We start from the raw sequence: 21,361 nt of genomic DNA on the forward strand, positions 1-21,361 counted from the left end.
CGGATGCCGCGTCCCGCCCGCCGTCGCCTGCTCGCCGCCGTCCTGCTCGCGGCGACGATCGGCGCGGGACTCGCCGTGCACCGCTGGGCACCCGACACCGCCGCCTCCGACATCGCCGGGGACGCGCTCTATGCGCTCGCCGCCTACATCGGGCTCGCGATGCTGCTGCCGCGCGCACGCCCCTGGGGCCTCGGTCTGGCGGCAGCGGCGTGGTGCACCGCCGTCGAGCTGCTCCAGCTGACCGGACTTCCCGAGCGCCTCGGCACCGCCTTCCCGCCCGCGATGCTCCTCCTCGGTACGGTCTTCGACGCAAGGGATCTGCTGGTCTACCTCCTCATGGTCGCGCTGGCCGGGGCCGTCGACGCCGCGCTCCTCGCAGCCGCAGGTCGATCGCTGCCACGCCGGACGACGGCGCGGTAGCCGCACCCGGCGCCGCCGCAGCGTGGCATCCTGGACAGGAAAAAAGGAGCACTCATGCAGCAGCGTCCCCTCGGTCGCACCGGTCGGTCCGTCTCGGCGATCGGCCTCGGAACCTGGCAGCTCGGCGCCGACTGGGGCGTCGTCGACGAATCCGATGCGCGGGAGGTGCTGGCGGCATCCGTCGACGGGGGAGTGACCCTCTTCGACACCGCCGACGTCTACGGCGACGGACGCAGCGAATCGGTCATCGGCGCGTTCCTCGCCGAGCGACCCGGTCACGGGATCACGGTCGCGACCAAGATGGGCCGGCGCATGGCGCAGGAGCCCGCGAACTACACCCCCGAGAACTTCCGGGCGTGGACCGACCGGTCCCGTGCCAACCTCCGGGTCGACACCCTGGACCTCGTGCAGCTGCACTGCCCTCCGAGCGAAGTCATCGAGGCGGATGCCACCTACGACGCCCTGGATGCCCTCGTCGCCGACGGCACCATCGCCGCGTACGGCGTCTCGGTCGAGACGTGTGCGCAGGCCCTCGCCGCGATCGCGCGCCCGAACGTCACGAACGTGCAGATCATCGTGAACCCGTTCCGGCTGAAGCCGCTCGACGAGGTGCTGCCTGCCGCGGCGGATGCCGGCGTCGCGATCTTCGCCCGCGTGCCGCTGGCCTCGGGGCTGCTGAGCGGCAAGTACACGGCCTCGACCACCTTCGCCGAGAACGACCACCGCACGTACAACCGTCACGGCGAGGCGTTCGACCGCGGCGAGACCTTCTCGGGCGTGGACTACGAGACCGGCCTCGCGGCTGTCGCCGAGCTCACGGCCGCACTGCCCGAGGGCGTGTCGCTGCCGGCGGCATCGCTCGCGTGGGTGGCATCCCGCCCGGGCGTCACCAGCGTCATCCCGGGCGCGCGCAATGTGCGCCAGGCGTCGTCGAACGCGGCGGCTGCGGCCCTGCTGGAGCCGGGCGCCTTCGACATCGACGCGTTCGATGCCGCCGTGCACGCGGTGTACGACCGTCACCTGCGCGCCGACATCCACCCGCTCTGGTGAGCACGCGCCGCTGACGCGGCCGGCGCGTGCCACCGCGCCGCGCCGCGCCCCGCCCCTGTGGATCACCCACGCCGCACTCGGGCGCCGCGCTCTACGCTGGCGCCGTGTCGGGACTCCGGGTGACGTGGGAAGCCATGCCTCTCGTGGTTGCGCCGGTGGCGCTCGCCTACGCGCTGTTCGCCGCCGGCAGCGTCTGGCTCGCCGTGGTCGACCTGAGGGACCACCGGCTTCCGAACGCCCTGGTGCTTCCCCTGTACCCACTGATCCTCGTGCTGTTCGCGGTCGCGGCCCTCGCCGGCGGCGACGCGGCGCCGCTGCTGAGGTCCCTGCTCGGCGGGGGCGTGCTGTTCCTTCTCTACGCCGCGCTGCGGGCGCTCGGCGGTGGCGTGGGCGGCGGCGACGTGAAGCTCGCCGGTGTGGTGGGTGTCGTCCTCGGGCACACGGGGTGGGCGGCCGTGCTCACCGGCACCGCCGCCGCGTTCGTCCTCGGGGGAGTGGTGGCGCTCGGCCTGCTGGCCACGGGGCGCGCCACGCGCACCACCCGCATCGCCTTCGGTCCCTACCTGCTGGGTGGGGCCTGGCTCGCCCTCGCGGCATCCATCGCCGCCTGACCCCGCGACCTGCAGAGCCGCGTCCGCGCCGACCCACGCAGCCCGCACTTCCACGCTCTCCCCGGGGGCGTCAAGTCCGGCAGGCCGCCGCGCGGCGCGGCTAGGGTGACGGCATGAGCGAACAGAACGCCGTGCAGAAGGTCATCGCCTGGGCGCTGTCGAGAAAGCCCGTGCGCGCCCTCCTGCTCTACGTCGAGCACCGCGGCCCCGTCCTGGCCGACAGCGTCACGTACCGCACCCTGTTCAGTGTCTTCGCGGGCGTGCTGCTCGGCTTCTCTCTGGCAGGTCTCTGGCTCGCGGGCAATCCCGCCGCCTACGACGCGCTGATCTCCGCCGTCGACAACACGATCCCCGGCATCGTCGGGGAGGGGGGCATCATCGAGGATCCGCGGTCGGTCGCGGTCAGCACCGGCTTCACCGTGGCCGGCGTGATCTCCCTCATCGGCCTCATCGGCGCCGCGATCGGCGCGGTCGGTACCCTCCGCACCGCGATGCGGATGATCGCCGACCGCGTGACCGAAGACCTCATGATCGTGTGGGTGCTGCTGCGCAACCTGGCCCTGGCGATCGGCATCGGGGTGGGGCTCGCGGCGTCCGCGGCGATCACCTTCCTCGGCACCACCGGCCTCACGATCGTCGCTGACTGGTTCGGCATCTCGTCGTCGTCGCCGCTGCTCGAGATCGGCGGCCGGGTGCTCACGATCGTCGTCGTCTTCGCCCTCGATACCCTCATCGTCGCCGTGTCGTTCCGGGTGCTGTCCGGCCTGCACCCTTCGGCCAGGGCGCTGTGGAGCGGCGCCGTGCTGGGGGGCATCGGCCTGACGGTGCTGCAGGTGCTGTCCGGGCTGTTCGTCGGTGGCGCCTCGAACAACCCGCTGCTGGCGACCTTCGCGTCGCTGATCGCGCTGCTGCTGTGGTTCAACCTGTCGGCGCAGGTGATTCTCATCGCGAGCGCCTACATCGTCACCGGCGTCGAAGAGGAATCCGATCGCGTCCGCGCCCGCTACGGCGCGAAGACATTCGCGCAGCGTCGGGTGCGGCGGGCCGAGAACGCCGTCATGGCCGCCTCCGGTGAACTGACCGCCGCGCGTGATGCCGAAGCGGAAGAGCGCAACAAGGCGGCGGAGAACGAAGCCGAAGAGCGCAACAAGGCGGCGGCGAAGGAAGCCCAAGACACCGGCCCGAGGGCGGACGCATGACACTCGCCCCCGCCTACACTGCGGCGCAGGTGAGGGCGGCCGAGGCGCCGCTGCTGGCGGCGGGGGAGCCGCTGATGGACCGTGCCGCGGCGGCACTGGCGGCGGTGCTCCGTCGGGAGATCACTCCCGGCGGCAGGGTGCTCGTCCTCGCAGGCCGCGGCGACAACGGCGGCGATGCGCTTCTGGCCGGCGCCGCCCTTGCCGCTGAAGGTATCGGGGTCGACGTGCTGCAGACGGCGGATGCCGCCCACGAGCGGGGCCTCGGCACCGCCCTGGCGGCGGGCGCCCGCCCGGTCACGCTGCAGCAGGCGGCTGCGGCCGACCCCGCCTACGACCTCATCGTGGACGGCATCGTCGGAATCGGCGCCTCCGCCGATCCCGCCCTGCGTGGCGGCGCCCGCGCCGCGGTGGAGCAGCTGCTGCCTGCGGTGCGCGCGGGTCGCTCCCGAGCGGTCGCGGTCGACATCCCCAGCGGCGTGCAGCCTGACGACGGCTCGGTCGGCGATGACATGGTGCTGCCCGCCGCGGTGACCGTGACGTTCGGGGCGGTGAAGGCCGGTCTCATCCGCGGCGCCGGCGCGCACCTCGCCGGTCGGGTCGTGGTCGTCGACCTGGGCCTGAACCTGTCGCCGGAGCACTCCGTGGCGACGGCTGACATCGAGCGGTTCGAAGACATCGCCTGAAGGGTCAGGGCGCCCGCCGCCGCTGCGACGGCACTCAGGACGCAGGCGCCGTAGCGCCGAACGCAGGCGCCGAAGCGCCGGAACCGAGGCGCCGGAGCCTCGTAACCGCGGCCGCCCGAGGCCGCCCGAGTGCCGGGACCGAGGGGCCGAGGTGCACGCGCCCCACGAGGGTGGGTAGCGTCGTACCCGTGGCCCAACAGTTCGAGACACCCAGCCCCTCCTCTTCCGCGCGCGGTGCGACGCATCCGCTTGCCCTCGCGCCGGTGACCCCGCCCGCGCCCACGGTGGATGGCTTCGTGCAGGAATTCCTGCAGAACCTCAACCTCGAGCGCGGGGTGACGCTGTCGGCATCCACCGCCAACGACCGCTACGTCGCTCTGGCCACCACCGTGCGGGACTACCTCGTGGCCCGGTGGCTGGAAGACCGGCGGGCTCAGCGCGAGACCCAGGCGAAAACCGTCTGCTACCTCTCCGCCGAGTATCTGCTGGGTCGTCAGCTCGACAACAATCTGCTCGCCGCCGACCTGACGGACGTCGCCACCGAGGCCCTCGCCGCGTGCGGCATCGACATCGACGATCTCCGCGGCATCGAGGTCGAGCCCGGACTCGGAAACGGGGGACTGGGGCGCCTCGCCGCGTGTTTCATCGACTCACTGGCGACGATGGGCGTGCCCAATGTCGGCTACGGCATCCGCTACGAGTACGGCATCTTCCGCCAGACCTTCGTCGACGGCCAGCAGATCGAGCAGCCCGACGCGTGGCTCGCGCTCGGCTCGCCGTGGGAGTTCCCCCACCCCGAAGCGGCCCAGACGGTCTCGTTCGGTGGGTACACCGAGAGCTATGACGACGACGGCGTCACGCGCACCCGGTGGATCCCGGGCTGGAGTGTGCGGGCGGTGCCGTACAACTACATGGTGCCCGGCTACCGCAACGGGCGCGTCAACACCCTTCGCCTCTGGTCGGCCGAGGCCACGGATGCCTTCGACCTGCGCATCTTCAACGCCGGGGACTACGCAGAGGCCGTGCGCGCGCAGACGTACGCCGAGAACATCTCCAAGGTGCTGTACCCCGAGGACTCCACCCCGCAGGGCAAGGAGCTGCGGCTGCAGCAGCAGTACTTCTTCGTCGCGGCATCCATCGCCGACGTCATCGACGACCTCGCGGACGCCGATCTTCGGACCCTGCCCGACCGGGTCGCGTTCCAGCTCAACGACACCCACCCGGTGATCGCGGTGCCGGAGCTCATGCGGGTTCTCGTGGACGACCGGGGCATGGACTGGGATGCCGCGTGGGAGATCACCCGCCAGTGCTTCGGGTACACCTGCCACACGCTCATGCCCGAGGCGCTCGAGACCTGGCCGGTGGACCTGCTCGGCCGGCTGCTGCCGCGGCACCTGGAGATCATCTTCCGTATCAACGCGGACTTCCTCGCCGCCGTGCGCGAGGCCTACCCGAACGACGAGATGCGCGTGCGCGACATGTCGATCATCGCGGAGTTCCCCCAGCGCTCGGTGCGTATGGCGTACCTCGCCACGGTCGCCGCGGTGCGGGTCAACGGCGTGGCCGAGCTGCACTCGCAGCTGCTGCGCGAGACGGTGCTGCACGACTTCGACGCGTTCTTCCCCGGCAAGTTCACCAACGTCACGAACGGCGTCTCTCCTCGACGCTTCTTGCGGCTGGCCAACCCGGAGCTGTCGTCCCTCATCACCGCCGCGATCGGCGATGGCTGGGTCACCGACCTGGATCGGCTGCGAGAACTCGAGCCGTTCGCCGAAGACGCCGAGTTCCGGGCCGCCTTCGCGGACGTCAAGGCGGCGAACAAGCGCCGGCTCCACCAAGTGCTGCGTGCGCGGGACGGGTTCGAGGTCAGCGACGGACACATGCTCGATGTCATGGTCAAGCGTCTGCACGAGTACAAGCGGCAGACGCTGAAGCTCCTGCACGTCGTGACGCTGTACGAGGGTGTCCTCTCCGGCCGCATCGACGTGGCCTCACTGCAGCCGCGCACGGTGATCTTCGGCGCCAAGGCGGCCCCGGGGTACGCGATGGCCAAGCGCATCATCCACCTCATCAACGCCGTCGGCTCTGTCGTGAACACCGACCCGCGACTGCAGGGTCGCCTGCAGGTGCTCTTCCCGCCGAACTACAACGTGACCCTCGCCGAGCGCGTGATCCCCGCCGCCGATCTCTCCGAGCAGATCTCGCTCGCCGGCAAGGAGGCCTCGGGCACCGGCAACATGAAGTTCGCCCTCAACGGCGCGCTCACGATCGGCACCGACGACGGGGCGAACATCGAGATCCGCGAGCTCGTCGGCGACGAGAACTTCTTCCTCTTCGGCATGCGCGAGCCGGAGGTCGAGGCCCTGGCGACCGCCGGCTACCGTCCCAGCGAGTACTACCAGAGCGACGACGAGCTGCGCCGCGCGATCGACCTCATCGCGTCCGGCGCATTCTCGGGCGGCGACGCGTCGGTGTTCGAGCCGATCGTGTCGAACCTGCTCTACGACGACCGGTTCATGGTGCTGGCCGATTACCGCTCGTACATCGATGCGCAGACGGAGGTGGATGCCGCGTACGCCGACCGTGACGCGTGGACGCGCTCGGCGATCCTCAACGTCGCCCGCACCGGCTACTTCTCCTCGGACCGGTCGATGCGCGAGTACATCGACCGCATCTGGCACGTCCCCGCCGTGGTCTGAGGCGGGGCGGCTCAGCGGGCGTAGCGTTCGACGAAGGCGCGCAGGATGCCACCGGTGTGCGTCACCGGCAGGCGGCGCACCGCCTCGAGCGTCAGGTCCAATTCGTCGGGGGCGAAGTACCCGTGCTTCGCGTATGCGCGGATGCGGGTCGAGATCCCCTCGACGTCGCACTCCGGGTGGAACTGCGTCGCATACACGTTGCGCCCGACGCGGAACATCTGCACCGGGCAGGCGGCCGACGTCGCCAGGAGGGTCGCCGACGGGGGAAGTGCGGCGATCGACTCCTTGTGGCCGACGAACGCGGCGAACTCGTCCGGCAGGCCCGCCAGCAGCGGGTCGGCGGCGCCTTCGGGCGTGCGCTGCACGGTGACGACGCTGATCGGCTCGCGGTAGGTGCCGTCGATCACCGCGCCCTGATGTGCCCCCAGGGTGCCGACGCCGTAGCAGGCGCCCAGGAACGGGAAGTCCCGCGGCACGACCTCGTCGAGCAGGCGCGCGAAATCCGCCTCTGCGCGCCGCTGCACGGCGGACTTCTTCTCCGGCGGGTCCGAGGCGTTGAACGGTCCACCGCCGACGAAGACTCCCGAGTAGTCATCGAGGTCCACCTCGCCCAGCGGCTGTGCCTCGAGGCGGTGACGCACGAGGTGCTTCTCATCCAGCCCGGTGTAGCGCAGGAACAGCGCGTACTCCTCGTCGGCGGGCACGTCTTCGGCGCGGGTCGCCAGCAGCAGGAAGGGCTTCATCGCGCCTGAGTCTATGCCGACCGAGACGCTCCCTCGGTCGGCCGTGCTCGATGGATGCCACGGCGCGCCCTATTGTGACTGGTGACGGCCGCACACCCCGCGGCCGCGACAGCGACGTCGCAGGGAGAACCCCATGTCCACCATCGCCTGGATCGGCCTCGGCCACATGGGTGCGCCCATGGCCGCCCACCTCGTCTCCGCCGGACACACCGTGCGCGGCGTCGATCCGTCGCCCGCCGCGCGCGAGGCGGCGGCTGCCCGCGGCATCCAGGTGGTCGACGGCCTCGCCGACGCGCTCGACGGCGCGGATGCCTGTTTCACCTCCCTTCCCGGACCCGACCAGGTGCGCGCCGTGTACGGGGGAGAGGGCGGCATCCTGGCCCACGCGGCATCCGCGACGCTGCTGCTCGACACGTCGACCGTCGACGTCGGCACGTCGCAGTGGTGCCACGACGAGGCCGCCGCGCGTGGACTCGCGTTCGTCGACAGCCCCATCTCGGGTGGCACGGCCGGCGCCGAAGCCGGGACGCTGTCATTCCTTCTGGGCGGGCACCCCGATCACGTCGAGCGGGCGCGCGGCATCGTCGACCCGATGGCCCGCACGGTCATCGCCTGCGGCGAGGCGACCAGCGGCATCGCCGCCAAGCTCGCGAACAACATGATGCTGTTCATCAGCGTGCTGGCGATGTCGGAGGGGTCGCAGCTCGCGGAGCGCCTGGGACTCGACCCGCAGGTGTTCTGGCAGGTGGTGGATGCCTCGTCCGGCCAGTCCTGGGCCCAGCGCACCTGGTACCCGGTGCCGGGGGTGGTGCCGACGGCCGCCGCCAACAACGGCTTCGACGCGACGTTCTCCGTCGACCTCGCCCGCAAGGACGCGGCCCTCGCGGTGCAGGCGGGGGAGGCCACGGGCGTGCATCTGCCCGCGGCGCGGCTCGCGCTGTCGCAGCTGGATGCGCTGGCCGCCGAGGGGCTGGGCGGCAAGGACTGCACGCTCATGGCGCGTTTCGCCTCGCCCGACGGCACGCTGCAGGGCTGGGGCGGCACGCTGCCGTAGCATCCGCGATCCTCTCGGGCAACGACGCCGATCAGCCGGGCGGGCCGGGTTAGGGTCGGAGCAGGAGGTCAACCCATGGCTATTGCACGTATGCACGGAGGTCCGCTCGACGGGCAGCTGATTCCCCTCGACGACCCGGAGATGGACCGGCTCATCCTTCCCTACAGCGAGACGCAGGTCGTCTACGAGCGGGAGGGCGCGCCGGAGAACACCGGCGACGACGACGGTCCCACCGAGGCGACGTTCCGCTTCGTCGAGTCGCAGGACGACATCGACCCCGACCCCGACGACCACCCCGACCTGCCGTAACAGCGTGGCAGACGACATCCACCGCACCGCTGCCGACGGCGAGCCGCTGCGCTCGCTGGAGGTGGAGCGGAAGTACGACGTGGACGACGCCGTGGCGGTGCCGGACTTGACGGCACTGCCCGGCGTCGCCGCCGTCGGCGAGGCCGAGCGCCGAGACCTCGACGCCCGCTATCTCGACACCGCGGAGGGGCACCTCGCCCGCGCGGGCGTCGCCGTGCGGCGTCGCTCCGGCGGTCCCGACGCCGGCTGGCACATCAAGATCTCCACGCCCGAGGGCAAGCACGAATGGGCGTGGCCGCTCGATGAGGAGCCGGTCGCCGACCTGCTCGACCTGCCGGTGCCCGAAGGCGTGGTCGAGGCTCTCTCGCAGTGGGCGGTGCCTCCGTTCGCGGCCCTCGCGCGCATCCGCAACGCGCGCGTGGCGTATGCCCTGACGGATGCCGCGGGGGGACTCGTCGCCGAGTTCGTCGACGACCACGTCACCGCCCGTGACGAGCGACGCGGCACGGAGTCGTCCTGGCGGGAGTGGGAGCTGGAACTCGGCCCCGCCGCCCCCGCCGACCCTCAGCAGCGGGCGGCGTTCTTCGCCGCCGCCGACGCCCTCGTGGCGCACGCGGGCGGCCGCCCCGCGGCATCCGGGTCGAAGCTCGCGCGGGCGCTCGGCTTCTGACCCGCGGTCGTTGAGCGAGCGCAGCGAGACGTAACGCGCCACGCGTCAACGCCTGACGCCGCCCCCGGCTTCGTCTTGGGGCGGCGTCAGGTGGTGCGGTGACGGCGGGCGTCAGATGTTGATCATGTGCCCGGCGAGGCCGTGGAAGGCCTCCTGCAGGGCTTCCGACAGCGTAGGGTGCGTGTGCACGTTGCGTGCCGCCTCGAGCGCGGTGAGGTCCCACTTCTGCGCGAGGGTGAGCTCGGGCAACAGCTCCGACACGTCGGGGCCGATGAGGTGTCCGCCCAGCAGCTCGAGGTGCTCGGCATCCGCGATGAGCTTGACGAAGCCGATGGGCTCGCCCAGGCCGTTGGCCTTGCCGTTGGCGCTGAAGGGGAACTTCGCGACCTTGACGTCGTAGCCGGCATCGCGTGCCTGCTGCTCGGTGAGGCCGAAGGATGCCACCTGCGGCGAGCAGAAGGTCGCTCGCGGCATCATGCGGTAGTCGCCCAGCGTCTGCGTCTCGGCCTTGGCGATGGTCTCGGCGGCGACGACGCCCTGCGCCTCGGCCACGTGAGCCAGCTGCAGCTTCGCCGTCACGTCGCCGATGGCGTAGATGCCCTCGACGTTCGTGCGCATGTAGTCGTCGATCTCGATGGCACCGCGGTCGGTGAGCTTGACGCCGGTGTTCTCCAGGCCGTAGCCCTCGACGTTGGCGGCGAAGCCGATCGACATCATGACCTTGTCGGCCTCGATCGAGCCCTTCGCGCCGTCGGCGTTCGCGCTGTATGCGACGGTGACCTTCGTGCCGTCATCGGTGACCGACTCCACCTTGGTGGAGGTGAGGATGTCGATGCCGTACTTCTTGTACTGCTTCTGAATCTCCTTGGACACCTCGGCGTCCTCGTTGGGCAGCGCCCGGTCGAGGAACTCGATGATGGTGACCTTCACGCCGTAGTTGCTCAGCACGAAGGCGAACTCCATGCCGATGGCGCCGGCGCCGACGATGACGATCGACTCCGGCAGGTCGCGGGTGAGGATCTGCTCCTCGTAGGTCACGACGTTCTTGCTCAGCTGCACGCCGGGAAGCAGGCGCACCTTCGAGCCCGTCGAGATGATCGCGTTGTCGAAGGTGACGCGCTCGGTGGATCCGTCGGCCTTGGCCACGTCGATCGTGTGGGCGTCGGCGAAGGTGCCGCGCCCCTCGTATTCGGTGACCTTGTTCTTCTTCATCAGGTAGTGGATGCCCTTGACGTGGGTGTCCGCCACCTTGCGGCTGCGATCCCACGCGGTGCCGAAGTCGAAGTGCACGTCCCCGGAGATGCCGAACAGGTCGGCCTTGTGGAGGAAGGTGTGGGCGAGGTCGGCGTTTCGCAGGAGAGCCTTGGAGGGGATGCAGCCCACGTTGAGGCACACACCGCCCCAGTACTTCTCTTCGATGATCGCGACGGACAGGCCGAGCTGTGCGCTGCGGACCGCTGCGACATACCCGCCGGGGCCCGCGCCGAGGATGACGACGTCGTAGTGAGGCATGACCACCAGCCTAGTCCTCGTCGGCCGTGCGGTCCCCGGGACCCCCGGCCGCCCCGTCGGCACGCCGACGTCGCGCCCGCGAGCCGAGCAGGTACGCCACGGCGGCGACGGCGGTCACCAGCAAGATCCCGCCGAGGGCCCATGGCAGCACCGAGGCGCCGTCCTCGTCGTCGGCGGGGGCGGGGGAGGGAGACTCGGTGACCGGCGCGGTCGACTCCTGCGGAGTCGGTTCCGCGGTGGCGGCCGGTGCGGTGGCCTCCCCCGGGGTGGGCGACGGCGCGGCGGCTGCGGCCACATCGAACCGGAACTCGCCGTCGATGGGGTGACCGTCGCTGGAGACCACTTTCCACAGGACGGCGACCTCACCGGAGACTTCGCCCTCGAGCGCCTGGGTGACCGCGGTGCCGTCGACGACCGGTTCGCCGGCCGTGAGGTCGGTGCCCGTGGCATCCGTCACCTCCACCAGCGTCGCCCCGGGCTCGTCCAGGGGGAAGGCGGAGAACGTGAGCGTCAGTTCGGGCGGGAGCACGGCCACCGTGCTGCCGTCAGCGGGGTCGGACGCGATCATCTCGTCATGCGCAGCGGCGGGGGTCGCTGTCGCGAGCGCGCCGAGCAGGCCGAGTCCCAGGGCGGCGGTGACGGCGCCCAGGCGGGCTCTGCGGGGGCTGCGGGTGGGGGAAGACATCACCTGTCCGACCCTACCCGGGGGCTACCGCAGGCCGGTCGCCCGTCCTACCATGACCGGCAGGCGGGCCCCCTGCCCGTCTGACACGGACGAGAAGAGGTGGGCGATGGACTCCAGGATGATGGATGCCGTTTCGAAGGACATGTCGGCGGTTCCGGGCATGGACGCGATGGACATGGCGCTGATGCAGGCGTGTATGGACGCGTGTTCGGCGTGCGAGCAGGCCTGCGTGGTGTGTTCGACGCAGATGATGGACTGCGCGCCGGCGTGCATGAACTGCGCCGACATGTGCAACACGATGATGCGCGCCATGCTGCGGATGCAGGGCATGACGCCCGCATCGATGATGGCGATGCTGGATGCCTGCATCGCGATGTGCCAGACGTGCGAGGACATGTGCCTGCCGCACGCCGAGATGAGCGAGGTCTGCCGCATGTGCGCCCAGGCGTGCCGCGCGTGCATCGACGCCTGCCAGGCGGTGAAGGACTCGATGACGGTCTGAGCCGTCGTCCCCTCGCGGGTCGGCCCCGGTGGTGGCGGGTGCCGCTCCGAGGTCCTACGCCGCGTCCCCGCCGACGGCGGCGACGTTGAACCACCGTCGGCCCACGGCGAGCACCCGGTAGCGACGGTGCACCGCGACCGGGGAGCCGACCTCCGCGACGCGCGCCGCGCCCGCGGCGTTCCACACGATCGTGGACTCACCGCCGTCGACGGCGCGCAGGGACACCGTGCCGGCGGCGGCATCCACCTCGTCGACGATCGCATCCGTCCACTCGGCCGGGGTCGCCGACGCCAGCCGGGCCTGGATGAGGTGCACCGCGTGCCCAGGGGTGAACACCGAGCACCGCTGCCCGCGCACGCACATGCACACCGTCTGCTCGCGCACCTCGGCGGGCGGACGGTGATGGCGCGGCGTGGTCATGGCGCGGTTCCTTCCTGGTTTCACGGGCTGACGGGGCCACGCTACGTGCGGACGGCCGGGTCGTCACGCACGACGACACACACGGAAACACCGGTCGATGGTGGGCGCGGCCGCCGATCCGCACTGCGCGCGCGACGGCGCATCCACTAGGCTGAGTCGCCAAGGAGGAAGCGTGGACGAGAACGACCGGCGAGAGCACGGCAACATCCACCGCAATGCGGCGGATGCACACACCCCCGCAGGCGGGTCCGATACGACGCAGACCTTCGGTCACGACTCGGATCTTTCGTTCGTGCCGTTCGGCAGCGAGCTGACCGAGGCCGAGCTCGAGGCGATCGCCGCGCTGCCGTCGCGGTCCGCGCTGCTCATGGTCCGCTCGGGTCCCACGGCCGGGGCGCGGTACCTGCTCGACAGTGATGTCGCCACGATCGGCCGCCACCCCGAGGCGGACATCTTCTTCGATGACGTGACCGTCTCACGCCGTCACGCCGAGGTCACCCGCACCGGCCTGACCTTCGAGATCGTCGACCAGCGTTCCCTGAACGGCACGTACGTGAACGGCGAGCGCGTCGACCGTGCCGTCCTCACCGACGGCGCCGAGGTGCGCATCGGCAAGTTCCGGCTCAACTTCTTCATCGCACCGGTCGACCGCGCGGCAGGCGCTTGATGGCTCAAGCCTCACCCCGCGGACGCTCTGCGCCCGCGGGCTACCTCAGCATCGGCCAGGTACTGGCCCGGCTGGCACCGGAATTCCCCTCTCTCACCAGCAGCAAGCTGCGCTTCCTCGAGGTCCAGGGCATCGTCGCACCCACGCGCACGGAGTCGGGCTACCGCAAGTTCTCGCCGGGCGACCTCGAGCGGCTGCGGCTGGCGCTGTCGCTCCAGCGGGATCACTACATGCCGCTCCAGCGCATCCGCGAAGTGCTCGACGAGCGCGACGCCGGTCACGACATCGGCGCGCTCATGCCGCCCTCGATCACGGCGACCCCGCGCCGGTACCGACGGGACGAGCTCATCGCCGCCGCCGGCGCCGAGGCGGGGCTGCTGGGCGACGCGATCACCGCGGGGCTGCTGGCCGGCGCCGACAGCTATGACGAGCGCGCGCTGACGCTCCTGCGCGCGCTGGCCGGGCTGGCGGAGCACGGCATCCATCCCCGCCACCTGCGTTCGCTGCGCCAGAACGCCGAGCGCGACGTCGCCCTGGTCGAGACGGCGCTGGCGCCCATGCTGCGTCGCAGCGACACCAACGCCCGCGCCCGCGCGGGTGAGCTCGCGCCCGAACTCGTCCGCCGACTCGACGAGGTGCGCGGCGCATTCGTGCAGACCGCGCTCGACAGAATCACCCCGTAACGCGACACGCCGACGTCCAGATGCGGATGTCATTGAAGGTGCCCCTCGGCTCCCGTAGCGTGGAAGAACCGACCCGAACAGTGAGGAGACGAGCATGACCGCTGGCGAAGCGGCCGACGGACAGCCGTTCGTTGCCGACCTCCTGTTCACCGACGGACTGCCGCAGATGGACGACGAAGTCGGCTATCGCGGAGCGCAGGCGGCGCGTGCCGCCGGCATCACGTACCGGCAGCTGGACTACTGGGCCCGTACGGAGCTCGTGCAGCCCACGGTGCGGGGTGCCTCCGGGTCGGGATCGCAGCGGCTGTACGGCTTTCGCGACATCCTCGTGCTGAAGCTCGTCAAGCGCCTGCTCGACACCGGCATCTCGCTGCAGCAGATCCGCACCGCGGTCGACCAGCTGCGTGCGGCCGGCATCCGCGACCTGGCGGGGACGACGCTCATGAGCGACGGCGCGTCGGTGTACCTGTGCACCTCGAACGACGAGGTCATCGACCTCGTGAGCCGCGGGCAGGGCGTCTTCGGCATCGCCGTCGGCAAGGTTCTGCGCGAGGTCGAGTCGACGCTGGTCGACTTCGACTCCCAGGCTCCCGACGCGATGGACGAGCTCTCCGCTCGCCGCGCGAAGCGCACCGCCTGACCGTTCGCGAGTGAGTATTCGCGTTCCCGAGTGAGTATTCGCGTTCGCGAGTGAGTATTCGCGTTCGCGAGTGAGCATTCGCGCCTGCGAGTGGCTCATCGCGCCTGCCCACAGCTGTCTGCGTTGACGCGTCGTCGAGGCTTTGCCCGGTGCGCGTCGGCTGCGCGCAACCCGTAACTCGCTCGGCGCTGGAAGGGGGCTCGCCCCGCGAATACTCACTCGGCGCGACGAATACTCACTCGGCGCGACGAATACTCACTCGGCAGCGGCGGGGATCAGGCGCGGGCTTCGGCGGGGTCGGCGATGCGTCCCGTGCGCATGACGCGGTCCAGCAGCGCGTCGAAGTCGGCGGCCAGCTCCTGGGCCGAGTCGCCCGGCCAGATGTGCAGCGGCTTCGCGGCCCCCTGCGCCTGCTGCAGCGACGTGCGCTCCGGCAGCTGCGGCGACAGGACGAGCGGCCCGAACATGTCGCGCAGCTCCTTGATGCGGAACTGGTGCTCGATCGACTGCGGGCGCACGCGGTTCACCACGATCCCGAGCGGCTGCAGCCGCGGCGACAGTCCGCGACGGATCTCCTCGATCGCCCGCAGCGCACGGTCGGCGGCGGCGACGGAGAAGAGCCCGGGCTCGGTGACGACGATCACCCGGTCCGATGCCGCCCACGCGGTGCGCGTCAGCGCGTTGAGCGAGGGCGCGCAGTCGATCAGCACCAGGTCGTAGTCCGGCTCGATGGTGGCCAGCGCCTCCTCGAGCTTCCAGACGTCGCGCACGCTCGGGTGCGGTCCGTCGAAGTTGATGGCGGAGGGGCTGCCGATCATCACGTCGATCGTGCCGGGATGGACCTTCGCCCAGCCGCTGGAGGTGATCGCCTGACGGACGACCTTCTCCTTCGGATTGGCGAGGACATCGGCGACGTTGAGGCGACCGGCGACCTGGATGTCCATCCCCGTCGACACGTCGGACTGCGGGTCGAGATCGACGACGAGGGTGCGGACACCGCGAGCGAACGCAGCGGATGCGAGCCCCAGTGTGACCGTTGTCTTGCCGACCCCGCCCTTGAGCGAACTGACGGAGAGTACGTGCACGGAGGTCTACGTTACCGTCCCCTAGGCTGTGAGCACACTCAGGCAGTCCGGCGTCCAGCGATGCGCGCCCCGGTCATCCCACGTGAGGTGAGCATGTTCCGCAAGATCCTGGTCGCGAACCGAGGCGAGATCGCCATCCGCGCATTCCGCGCCGCCTTCGAACTCGGCGCTCGCACCGTCGCCGTCTTCCCCTACGAGGACCGCTATTCGCTGCACCGCTTGAAGGCCGACGAGGCCTACCGCATCGGTGAGCAGGGGCATCCCGTGCGGGCGTACCTGGACGTCGACGAGATCATCCGCGTGGCGACCGAGAGCGGAGCGGATGCCATCTACCCCGGCTACGGGTTCCTCTCGGAGAACCCGGAGCTCGCGGCAAAGGCGGCCGCGGCCGGCATCGCCTTCATCGGCCCGCCCGCCGAAGTGCTCGAGATGGCCGGCAACAAGGTCACCGCCAAGCACCACGCGGTCGCCGCGGGCGTGCCCGTGCTGCGCTCCACCGAGGCATCCGACGACGTCGACGAGCTTCTGGCCCAGGCCGAGGACATCGGCTTCCCCATCTTCGTCAAGGCCGTCGCCGGCGGCGGCGGGCGCGGGATGCGGCGCGTGGAGTACCCGCAGGAGCTCGCCCCCGCCGTGGCCGAGGCCATGCGCGAAGCCGAGAGTGCGTTCGGCGACGCGCGGGTGTTCCTCGAGCAGGCCGTGCAGCGGCCCCGCCACATCGAGGTGCAGATCCTCGCCGACCAGGCCGGCCACACCGTGCACCTGTTCGAGCGGGACTGTTCGGTGCAGCGACGCCACCAGAAGGTCATCGAGATCGCCCCGGCGCCGAACCTCGACGACGACGTGCGTGACGCGCTGCACGGCTACGCCATCGCGTTCGCGGAGTCGATCGGCTACCAGAACGCCGGCACGGTCGAGTTCCTGCTCGAGACGGCAGGTCCCCGCACCGGCGAGGTCGTCTTCATCGAGATGAACCCGCGCATCCAGGTCGAGCACACCGTCACCGAAGAGGTCACCGACGTCGACCTCGTGCAGGCGCAGATGCGCATCGCGGCGGGGGAGACCCTCGACGAGCTCGGCTTGCGGCAGGAGCAGATCCACCTGCGCGGCGCCGCCCTGCAGTGCCGCATCACCACCGAGGACCCGTCGCAGGGCTTCCGGCCCGACACGGGCAAGATCACCACCTACCGCTCTCCGGGAGGGGCCGGCATCCGCCTCGACGGCGGCACCACCGCCGCGGGCTCGCAGATCAGCCCGCACTTCGACTCCATGCTCGCCAAGCTGACCTGCCGAGGCCGGGACTTCGGAGCCGCGGTCGTCCGCTCCCGTCGCGCGCTGGCGGAGTTCCGCATCCGCGGGGTGTCCACCAACATCCCGTTCCTGCAGACGGTGCTCGAAGACCCGGCGTTCGTCGCCGGCGATCTGTCGACGTCGTTCATCGACGAGCGGCCGCACCTGGCCAAGGGGCGGGAGTCCAAGGACCGCGGCTCGAAGATCCTCGGCTGGCTCGCCGACGTCACCGTCAATCGCCCGAACGGCGCGAACCCGGTGTCGGTCGACCCGGCATCCAAGCTCCCCGCCGTGGATGTCACCGCCCCCGCGCCCGACGGATCCCGCCAGCGGCTGCTCGAGCTCGGCCCCGCCGGCTTCGCGAAGGCCCTGCGCGAGCAGACGGCCCTCGCCGTCACCGAGACGACGTTCCGCGACGCCCACCAGTCGCTGCTGGCCACCCGGGTGCGCACGAAGGACCTCGTCACCGCCGCGCCGTACGTCGCCCGCCTGACCCCGCAGCTGCTGTCGATGGAGGCATGGGGCGGCGCCACCTACGACGTGGCGCTGCGCTTCCTCGGCGAGGACCCGTGGGAGCGCCTCGATGCCCTTCGCACCGCGCTGCCGAACGTCGCGATCCAGATGCTGCTGCGCGGGCGCAACACCGTCGGATACACCCCGTACCCCACGGCCGTCACCGACGCCTTCGTCCGCGAGGCCGCGGCATCGGGCGTCGACATCTTCCGCATCTTCGACGCCCTGAACGACGTCTCGCAGATGCGTCCGGCCATCGACGCGGTGCTCGCCACCGACACCGCCGTCGCCGAGGTCGCCCTCTGCTACACCGGCGACCTGCTCAACCCCGCCGAGGACCTCTACACCCTCGACTACTACCTGCGCCTGGCGGAGCAGATGGTGGATGCCGGTGCGCACGTCCTGGCGATCAAGGACATGGCGGGGCTGCTGCGTCCTGCCGCCGCCGCGCGTCTCGTCTCGGCGCTGCGCGAGCGCTTCGACCAGCCGGTGCACGTCCACACCCACGACACCGCCGGCGGTCAGCTCGCGACCCTGCTGGCGGCCAGTGCGGCGGGCGCGGATGCCGTCGACGCCGCCGCCGCGCCCATGGCGGGCACCACGAGCCAGCCTTCCCTGTCGGCGCTGGTCGCGGCCCTGGCGAACACCGAGCGCGACACGGGGCTGGATCTCTCCGCCGTGAGCGACCTCGAGCCGTACTGGGAGGCCGTACGCGCCCTGTACCGCCCGTTCGAGTCCGGCCTGCCCGGTCCCACGGGCCGGGTCTACCGCCACGAGATCCCGGGTGGCCAGCTGTCGAACCTGCGCCAGCAGGCCATCGCGCTGGGGCTGGCGGACGACTTCGAGCTCATCGAGGACATGTACGCCGCAGCCGACGCGATCCTCGGCCGCGTGCCGAAGGTGACCCCGTCGTCGAAGGTGGTCGGCGACCTCGCCCTGCACCTGGCGGCCGTCAAGGCGGATCCGGCCGACTTCGAGGCGAACCCGCAGAAGTACGACGTGCCCGACTCGGTCGTGGGCTTCATGGCCGGCGAGCTCGGCGACCTGCCGGGCGGCTGGCCGGAGCCCTTCCGCACCAAGGTGCTGCAGGGCCGCGAGGTGAAGGTCGGGGTGACGGAGCTGGCCGACGACGACGCGGCGGCGCTCGACGCAGACGCCCCCACGCGCCGCCGCACCCTGAACCGCCTGCTCTTCCCGGCGCCGACCCGCGCGTTCCAGGAGGTCCGCGACACGTACGGCGATCTCAGCGTGCTCGACACCGTCGACTACCTGTACGGGCTCGCCTCCGGTACCGAACACGTCGTGGAGATCGAGCGCGGCGTGCAGCTGTACGTCGGGCTGGAGGCCATCGGCGAGGCGGACGACAAGGGCATGCGCACGGTCATGACGACCCTCAACGGCCAGCTGCGGCCGGTGTTCGTGCGCGACCGCGCCATCGACGTCGCGCATCGCCAAGCCGAGAAGGCGGACACGTCGAAGCCGGGTCAGGTGGCGGCGCCGTTCTCGGGCGTCGTGACGATCAAGGTGCAGTCGGGTGACACGGTCACCGCCGGGCAGCCGATCGCGTCCATCGAGGCGATGAAGATGGAAGCGGCGATCACGTCTCCTGTCGACGGCGTCGTGGAACGGCTGGTGCTGTCGGGCACACAGCAGGTCGAAGCCGGGGACCTTTTGGCCGTCGTCCGCCCCTCCGAGTAGCCTGTGAGGGCGGGCGCACGTCGTCCGGGACCCTACATGGAGTGAGCTGTGACGCCCGAGCGCAACGATTCGACGCACGACGAAGAGCCCGAGAACGGCGTCCTCGCCGACGGTGCCAGCCTGGACACCACCGGGATCGGAGTCCTCGGCGCCGCCACGGCCCAGGTCGACGTCGTGCTGCCGGTGCCCCACGATGACGATGACGATGCCGACGACGAGGCAGTCGACGACGGCGTCGTCGCGGAGGGCTTCGTGCCCATCGGATTCGCCCCGGTCACGGACCCGGCGACCGACGGCGTCGACATCGTCGCCGCAGAGGACGTCACGATCGACGACGAGACCGGAGAGCTGCACCGTCCGGCGTTCGAGGAGTTCGCTCACGACGAGGAGCTCGCCGACGAGGTGGCCTCGCCGACGGCCGCCGACGAGGCAGCGCAGAAGGATGCCGCGGCCTCCGAGGACACCCCCGCCACCGGTGCCGTCGCCGGCCCCGCGACCGGATCCGTGCCCGCCACCGGCGCTGTCGCTGTCGCCAAGCCCGCCACCGGCGCGGTTGCGAAGCCCACGACCGGCGACGATGAGAAGCCCTCCACGGCGGCCGCCAGGCGCGCCCGCACCGCAGACGAGGCGCATCCGCGCACGGCCGAGCGCCTGCGCGCGCGCAGCGCCGAGCTCGCTCCCCGTCGCCTCGGCGAGATCGAGCCGGGGCGGGAGTCCGCCGACCTGCTGACCGCCGACCGTCTGCTCGACCCGCACCACGTGGTCAAGCCAGAGCCGGAGGGCGCCTGGCGGCACCTGCTCTACTCGCTGTCGAGGCACCGCATCAACCTCGGTGACGGTCGCCGCGCCCGTGAGCGCAAGGCGCTGGACCGCCGCATCGCCGCGACACTCAGCGGAAGCGCGAAGTTCGTCCCGGTGCTCTCCCGCAAGGGCGGGGTCGGCAAGACCACGATCACCACACTGCTCGGCATGGCCCTCGCCGACGCCCGCGACGATCGCATCATCGCCGTGGACGCGAACCCCGACCGGGGCACGCTGGCCGAGCGGATCGGTCACCCCAGCGGCAAGACGGTGCGTGATCTGGTGCGCCGCCGCGGCGAGATCTCCGGGTACCACGACCTGTCGGACATCGTCGTGCGCGACGAGACCCGGCTCGACGTGCTGGCATCCGACGCCGACCCGCACATCTCCGAGGCCTTCAACGATGACGACTACCACGACGTCGCGCAGTTCGCCGCCCACTACTACTCGGTCGTGCTGACCGACACCGGCACGGGCATCGTCCACTCGGTCATGGGCGCGACGCTCGGCCTGGCCGACGAGATCATCGTGGTGACGGGCCTGAGCGTCGACGAGGCGCGCCTGGCATCCGAGACGCTCACCTGGCTCGAGGCCAACGGCCACGCCGAGAAGGCGCGCAACGCCGTGGTGGTGCTCAACGCCAGCCGCCCGGGGGCGCCTCTCGTGCGTCCCGCCGAGCTCGAAGCCCACTTCCGCTCGCGCGTGCGAGCCGTCGTCCACATGCCGTACGACCCGCACATCGCCGCCGGGAGCGCCATCTCTTTCCGCGAGCTGCAGCCGGCGACGCGCACGGCGGCGCGCGAACTCGCGGCCACGGTCATCGAGGGCCTGCGCGGCCTGCCGTCGGCTGCCTGATGGCCGTCCGCGACATCCGCCTGTTCGGCGACCCCGTGCTGCGGTCGGCGTGCGCGCCGATCGACGACATCGACGACGGCGTGCGTGCGCTCGTGCGAGATCTGCTCGACACGGTCGCCCTGCCCGGGCGTGCCGGGGTGGCCGCGAACCAGATCGGCGTCGGCCTGCGTGCCTTCAGCTACAACATCGACGGCGACATCGGCTACATCCTCAACCCCCGGCTGGTCGAGGTCTCGGGCGAGGCGGTGCCGATGGGGGAGGGATGCCTGTCGGTTCCCGGCCTCTGGCACGACGCCATCCGGCATCCGCACGCCAAAGCCGTCGGGATCGACCTCGACGGCAACGAGGTCGTGCTCGAAGGCGACGGCCTGCTCGCGCAGGCGCTGCAGCATGAAACCGACCACCTGGACGGCATGCTCTACCTCGACCGGCTCGCGCCCGAAGAGCGCCGTGCCGCCATGCGCGAGGTGCGCGAGTCCAGCTGGTTCTGACGCATCGCATCGCCGGCGACGGTCGGCGCGACGCAAGAAGGCCCGGGGATCGCTCCCCGGGCCTTCTTCATCGTGTGTCGG

Annotated in this window: 21 protein-coding genes; 16 read left to right on the plus strand and 5 right to left on the minus strand. The window is 71.1% G+C overall.

Translation table 11 applies throughout. The annotated features are described in order from the left end of the window. The first annotated feature begins 3 nt into the window (after positions 1-3). From QNO14_RS05070 to QNO14_RS05095, 6 genes are all read left to right on the plus strand, one after another. The gene (locus tag QNO14_RS05070) at positions 4-420 is read left to right on the plus strand and encodes a ribosomal maturation YjgA family protein (protein ID WP_257495918.1); all 417 of its coding nucleotides are present in this window, start codon (positions 4-6) and stop codon (positions 418-420) included. Between the two features lie 54 nt (positions 421-474). Next, complete coding sequence (locus QNO14_RS05075) at positions 475-1,470, plus strand: aldo/keto reductase (RefSeq protein ID WP_257505807.1); 996 nt, start codon at positions 475-477, stop codon at positions 1,468-1,470. Between the two features lie 104 nt (positions 1,471-1,574). After that, on the plus strand, positions 1,575-2,081 hold the full coding sequence (locus QNO14_RS05080) for a prepilin peptidase (RefSeq protein WP_257505809.1): 507 nt from the start codon (positions 1,575-1,577) through the stop codon (positions 2,079-2,081). Positions 2,082-2,194: 113 nt separating this feature from the next. Continuing rightward, positions 2,195-3,280, plus strand: coding sequence for a YhjD/YihY/BrkB family envelope integrity protein (locus QNO14_RS05085; RefSeq protein WP_257505810.1), 1,086 nt, complete (start codon positions 2,195-2,197; stop codon positions 3,278-3,280). After that, complete coding sequence (locus QNO14_RS05090; RefSeq protein WP_257505812.1) at positions 3,277-3,963, plus strand: NAD(P)H-hydrate epimerase; 687 nt, start codon at positions 3,277-3,279, stop codon at positions 3,961-3,963. The genes QNO14_RS05085 and QNO14_RS05090 overlap by 4 nt, the downstream gene beginning before the upstream one ends. 263 nt (positions 3,964-4,226) lie before the next feature. Further along, positions 4,227-6,662 carry a glycogen/starch/alpha-glucan phosphorylase gene (locus QNO14_RS05095; RefSeq protein WP_257506055.1) on the plus strand — a complete coding sequence of 812 codons (2,436 nt, stop codon included), beginning with the start codon at positions 4,227-4,229 and terminating at the stop codon, positions 6,660-6,662. Between the two features lie 11 nt (positions 6,663-6,673). Here the strand turns inward: QNO14_RS05095 and QNO14_RS05100 are convergent, their stop codons facing one another. Further along, entirely contained in the window at positions 6,674-7,405 is a 732-nt protein-coding gene (locus QNO14_RS05100) for a glutamine amidotransferase (protein ID WP_257505813.1), read from the minus strand. 133 nt (positions 7,406-7,538) lie between these two features. On the opposite strand from QNO14_RS05100, the gene QNO14_RS05105 reads away from it, so the two are divergent. The 3 genes from QNO14_RS05105 (at position 7,539) to QNO14_RS05115 (ending at position 9,438) form a co-directional block, all read left to right on the plus strand. After that, positions 7,539-8,459, plus strand: a complete 921-nt coding sequence (locus QNO14_RS05105) for an NAD(P)-dependent oxidoreductase (protein WP_257505819.1) — start codon at positions 7,539-7,541, stop codon at positions 8,457-8,459. A 75-nt stretch (positions 8,460-8,534) separates the two neighbouring features. Then, the gene (locus QNO14_RS05110) at positions 8,535-8,768 is read left to right on the plus strand and encodes a response regulator (RefSeq protein WP_257505821.1); all 234 of its coding nucleotides are present in this window, start codon (positions 8,535-8,537) and stop codon (positions 8,766-8,768) included. Between the two features lie 4 nt (positions 8,769-8,772). Beyond that, entirely contained in the window at positions 8,773-9,438 is a 666-nt protein-coding gene (locus QNO14_RS05115) for a CYTH domain-containing protein (protein ID WP_257505822.1), read from the plus strand. Positions 9,439-9,549: 111 nt separating this feature from the next. Here the strand turns inward: QNO14_RS05115 and lpdA are convergent, their stop codons facing one another. Together lpdA and QNO14_RS05125 are read right to left on the minus strand one after the other, a co-directional pair. Next, positions 9,550-10,950, minus strand: coding sequence for a dihydrolipoyl dehydrogenase (gene lpdA, locus QNO14_RS05120; RefSeq protein WP_257505823.1), 1,401 nt, complete (start codon positions 10,948-10,950; stop codon positions 9,550-9,552). Between the two features lie 10 nt (positions 10,951-10,960). Continuing rightward, positions 10,961-11,635 (minus strand): copper resistance CopC family protein, encoded by a 675-nt coding sequence (locus QNO14_RS05125; RefSeq protein WP_257505824.1) that lies wholly within the window; start codon positions 11,633-11,635, stop codon positions 10,961-10,963. A 118-nt stretch (positions 11,636-11,753) separates the two neighbouring features. On the opposite strand from QNO14_RS05125, the gene QNO14_RS05130 reads away from it, so the two are divergent. Continuing rightward, positions 11,754-12,137, plus strand: a complete 384-nt coding sequence (locus tag QNO14_RS05130) for a four-helix bundle copper-binding protein (protein WP_257505825.1) — start codon at positions 11,754-11,756, stop codon at positions 12,135-12,137. Between the two features lie 54 nt (positions 12,138-12,191). On the opposite strand, the gene QNO14_RS05135 is transcribed toward QNO14_RS05130, so the two are convergent. Next, entirely contained in the window at positions 12,192-12,557 is a 366-nt protein-coding gene (locus tag QNO14_RS05135; RefSeq protein ID WP_257505826.1) for a hypothetical protein, read from the minus strand. 172 nt (positions 12,558-12,729) lie between these two features. On the opposite strand from QNO14_RS05135, the gene QNO14_RS05140 reads away from it, so the two are divergent. From QNO14_RS05140 to QNO14_RS05150, 3 genes are all read left to right on the plus strand, one after another. Continuing rightward, positions 12,730-13,224: an FHA domain-containing protein gene (locus QNO14_RS05140; RefSeq protein ID WP_257495931.1), complete on the plus strand. Its 495-nt coding sequence runs from the start codon at positions 12,730-12,732 to the stop codon at positions 13,222-13,224. Beyond that, positions 13,224-13,907, plus strand: a complete 684-nt coding sequence (ftsR, locus tag QNO14_RS05145; RefSeq protein WP_257495932.1) for a transcriptional regulator FtsR — start codon at positions 13,224-13,226, stop codon at positions 13,905-13,907. The genes QNO14_RS05140 and ftsR overlap by 1 nt, the downstream gene beginning before the upstream one ends. Positions 13,908-14,001: 94 nt before the next feature. Then, entirely contained in the window at positions 14,002-14,547 is a 546-nt protein-coding gene (locus QNO14_RS05150; protein ID WP_257495933.1) for a MerR family transcriptional regulator, read from the plus strand. 275 nt (positions 14,548-14,822) lie between these two features. On the opposite strand, the gene QNO14_RS05155 is transcribed toward QNO14_RS05150, so the two are convergent. After that, positions 14,823-15,632, minus strand: a complete 810-nt coding sequence (locus tag QNO14_RS05155; protein ID WP_257495934.1) for a ParA family protein — start codon at positions 15,630-15,632, stop codon at positions 14,823-14,825. Between the two features lie 93 nt (positions 15,633-15,725). Between QNO14_RS05155 and QNO14_RS05160 the strand changes: the two genes are divergently transcribed. The 3 genes from QNO14_RS05160 to QNO14_RS05170 are packed head-to-tail and all read left to right on the plus strand — an operon-like array spanning position 15,726 to position 21,280. Further along, positions 15,726-19,133, plus strand: a complete 3,408-nt coding sequence (locus QNO14_RS05160; RefSeq protein WP_257505827.1) for a pyruvate carboxylase — start codon at positions 15,726-15,728, stop codon at positions 19,131-19,133. 48 nt (positions 19,134-19,181) lie between these two features. After that, positions 19,182-20,789, plus strand: a complete 1,608-nt coding sequence (locus QNO14_RS05165; RefSeq protein ID WP_257505828.1) for a MinD/ParA family ATP-binding protein — start codon at positions 19,182-19,184, stop codon at positions 20,787-20,789. Beyond that, positions 20,789-21,280: a peptide deformylase gene (locus tag QNO14_RS05170; protein ID WP_257495937.1), complete on the plus strand. Its 492-nt coding sequence runs from the start codon at positions 20,789-20,791 to the stop codon at positions 21,278-21,280. Before QNO14_RS05165 ends, QNO14_RS05170 begins: the two co-directional genes overlap by 1 nt. The last annotated feature ends 81 nt before the right edge of the window (positions 21,281-21,361 follow it).

The organism is Microbacterium sp. zg-Y625, assembly GCF_030246925.1.
GTDB classification, from domain to species: Bacteria; Actinomycetota; Actinomycetes; order Actinomycetales; family Microbacteriaceae; genus Microbacterium; species Microbacterium jiangjiandongii.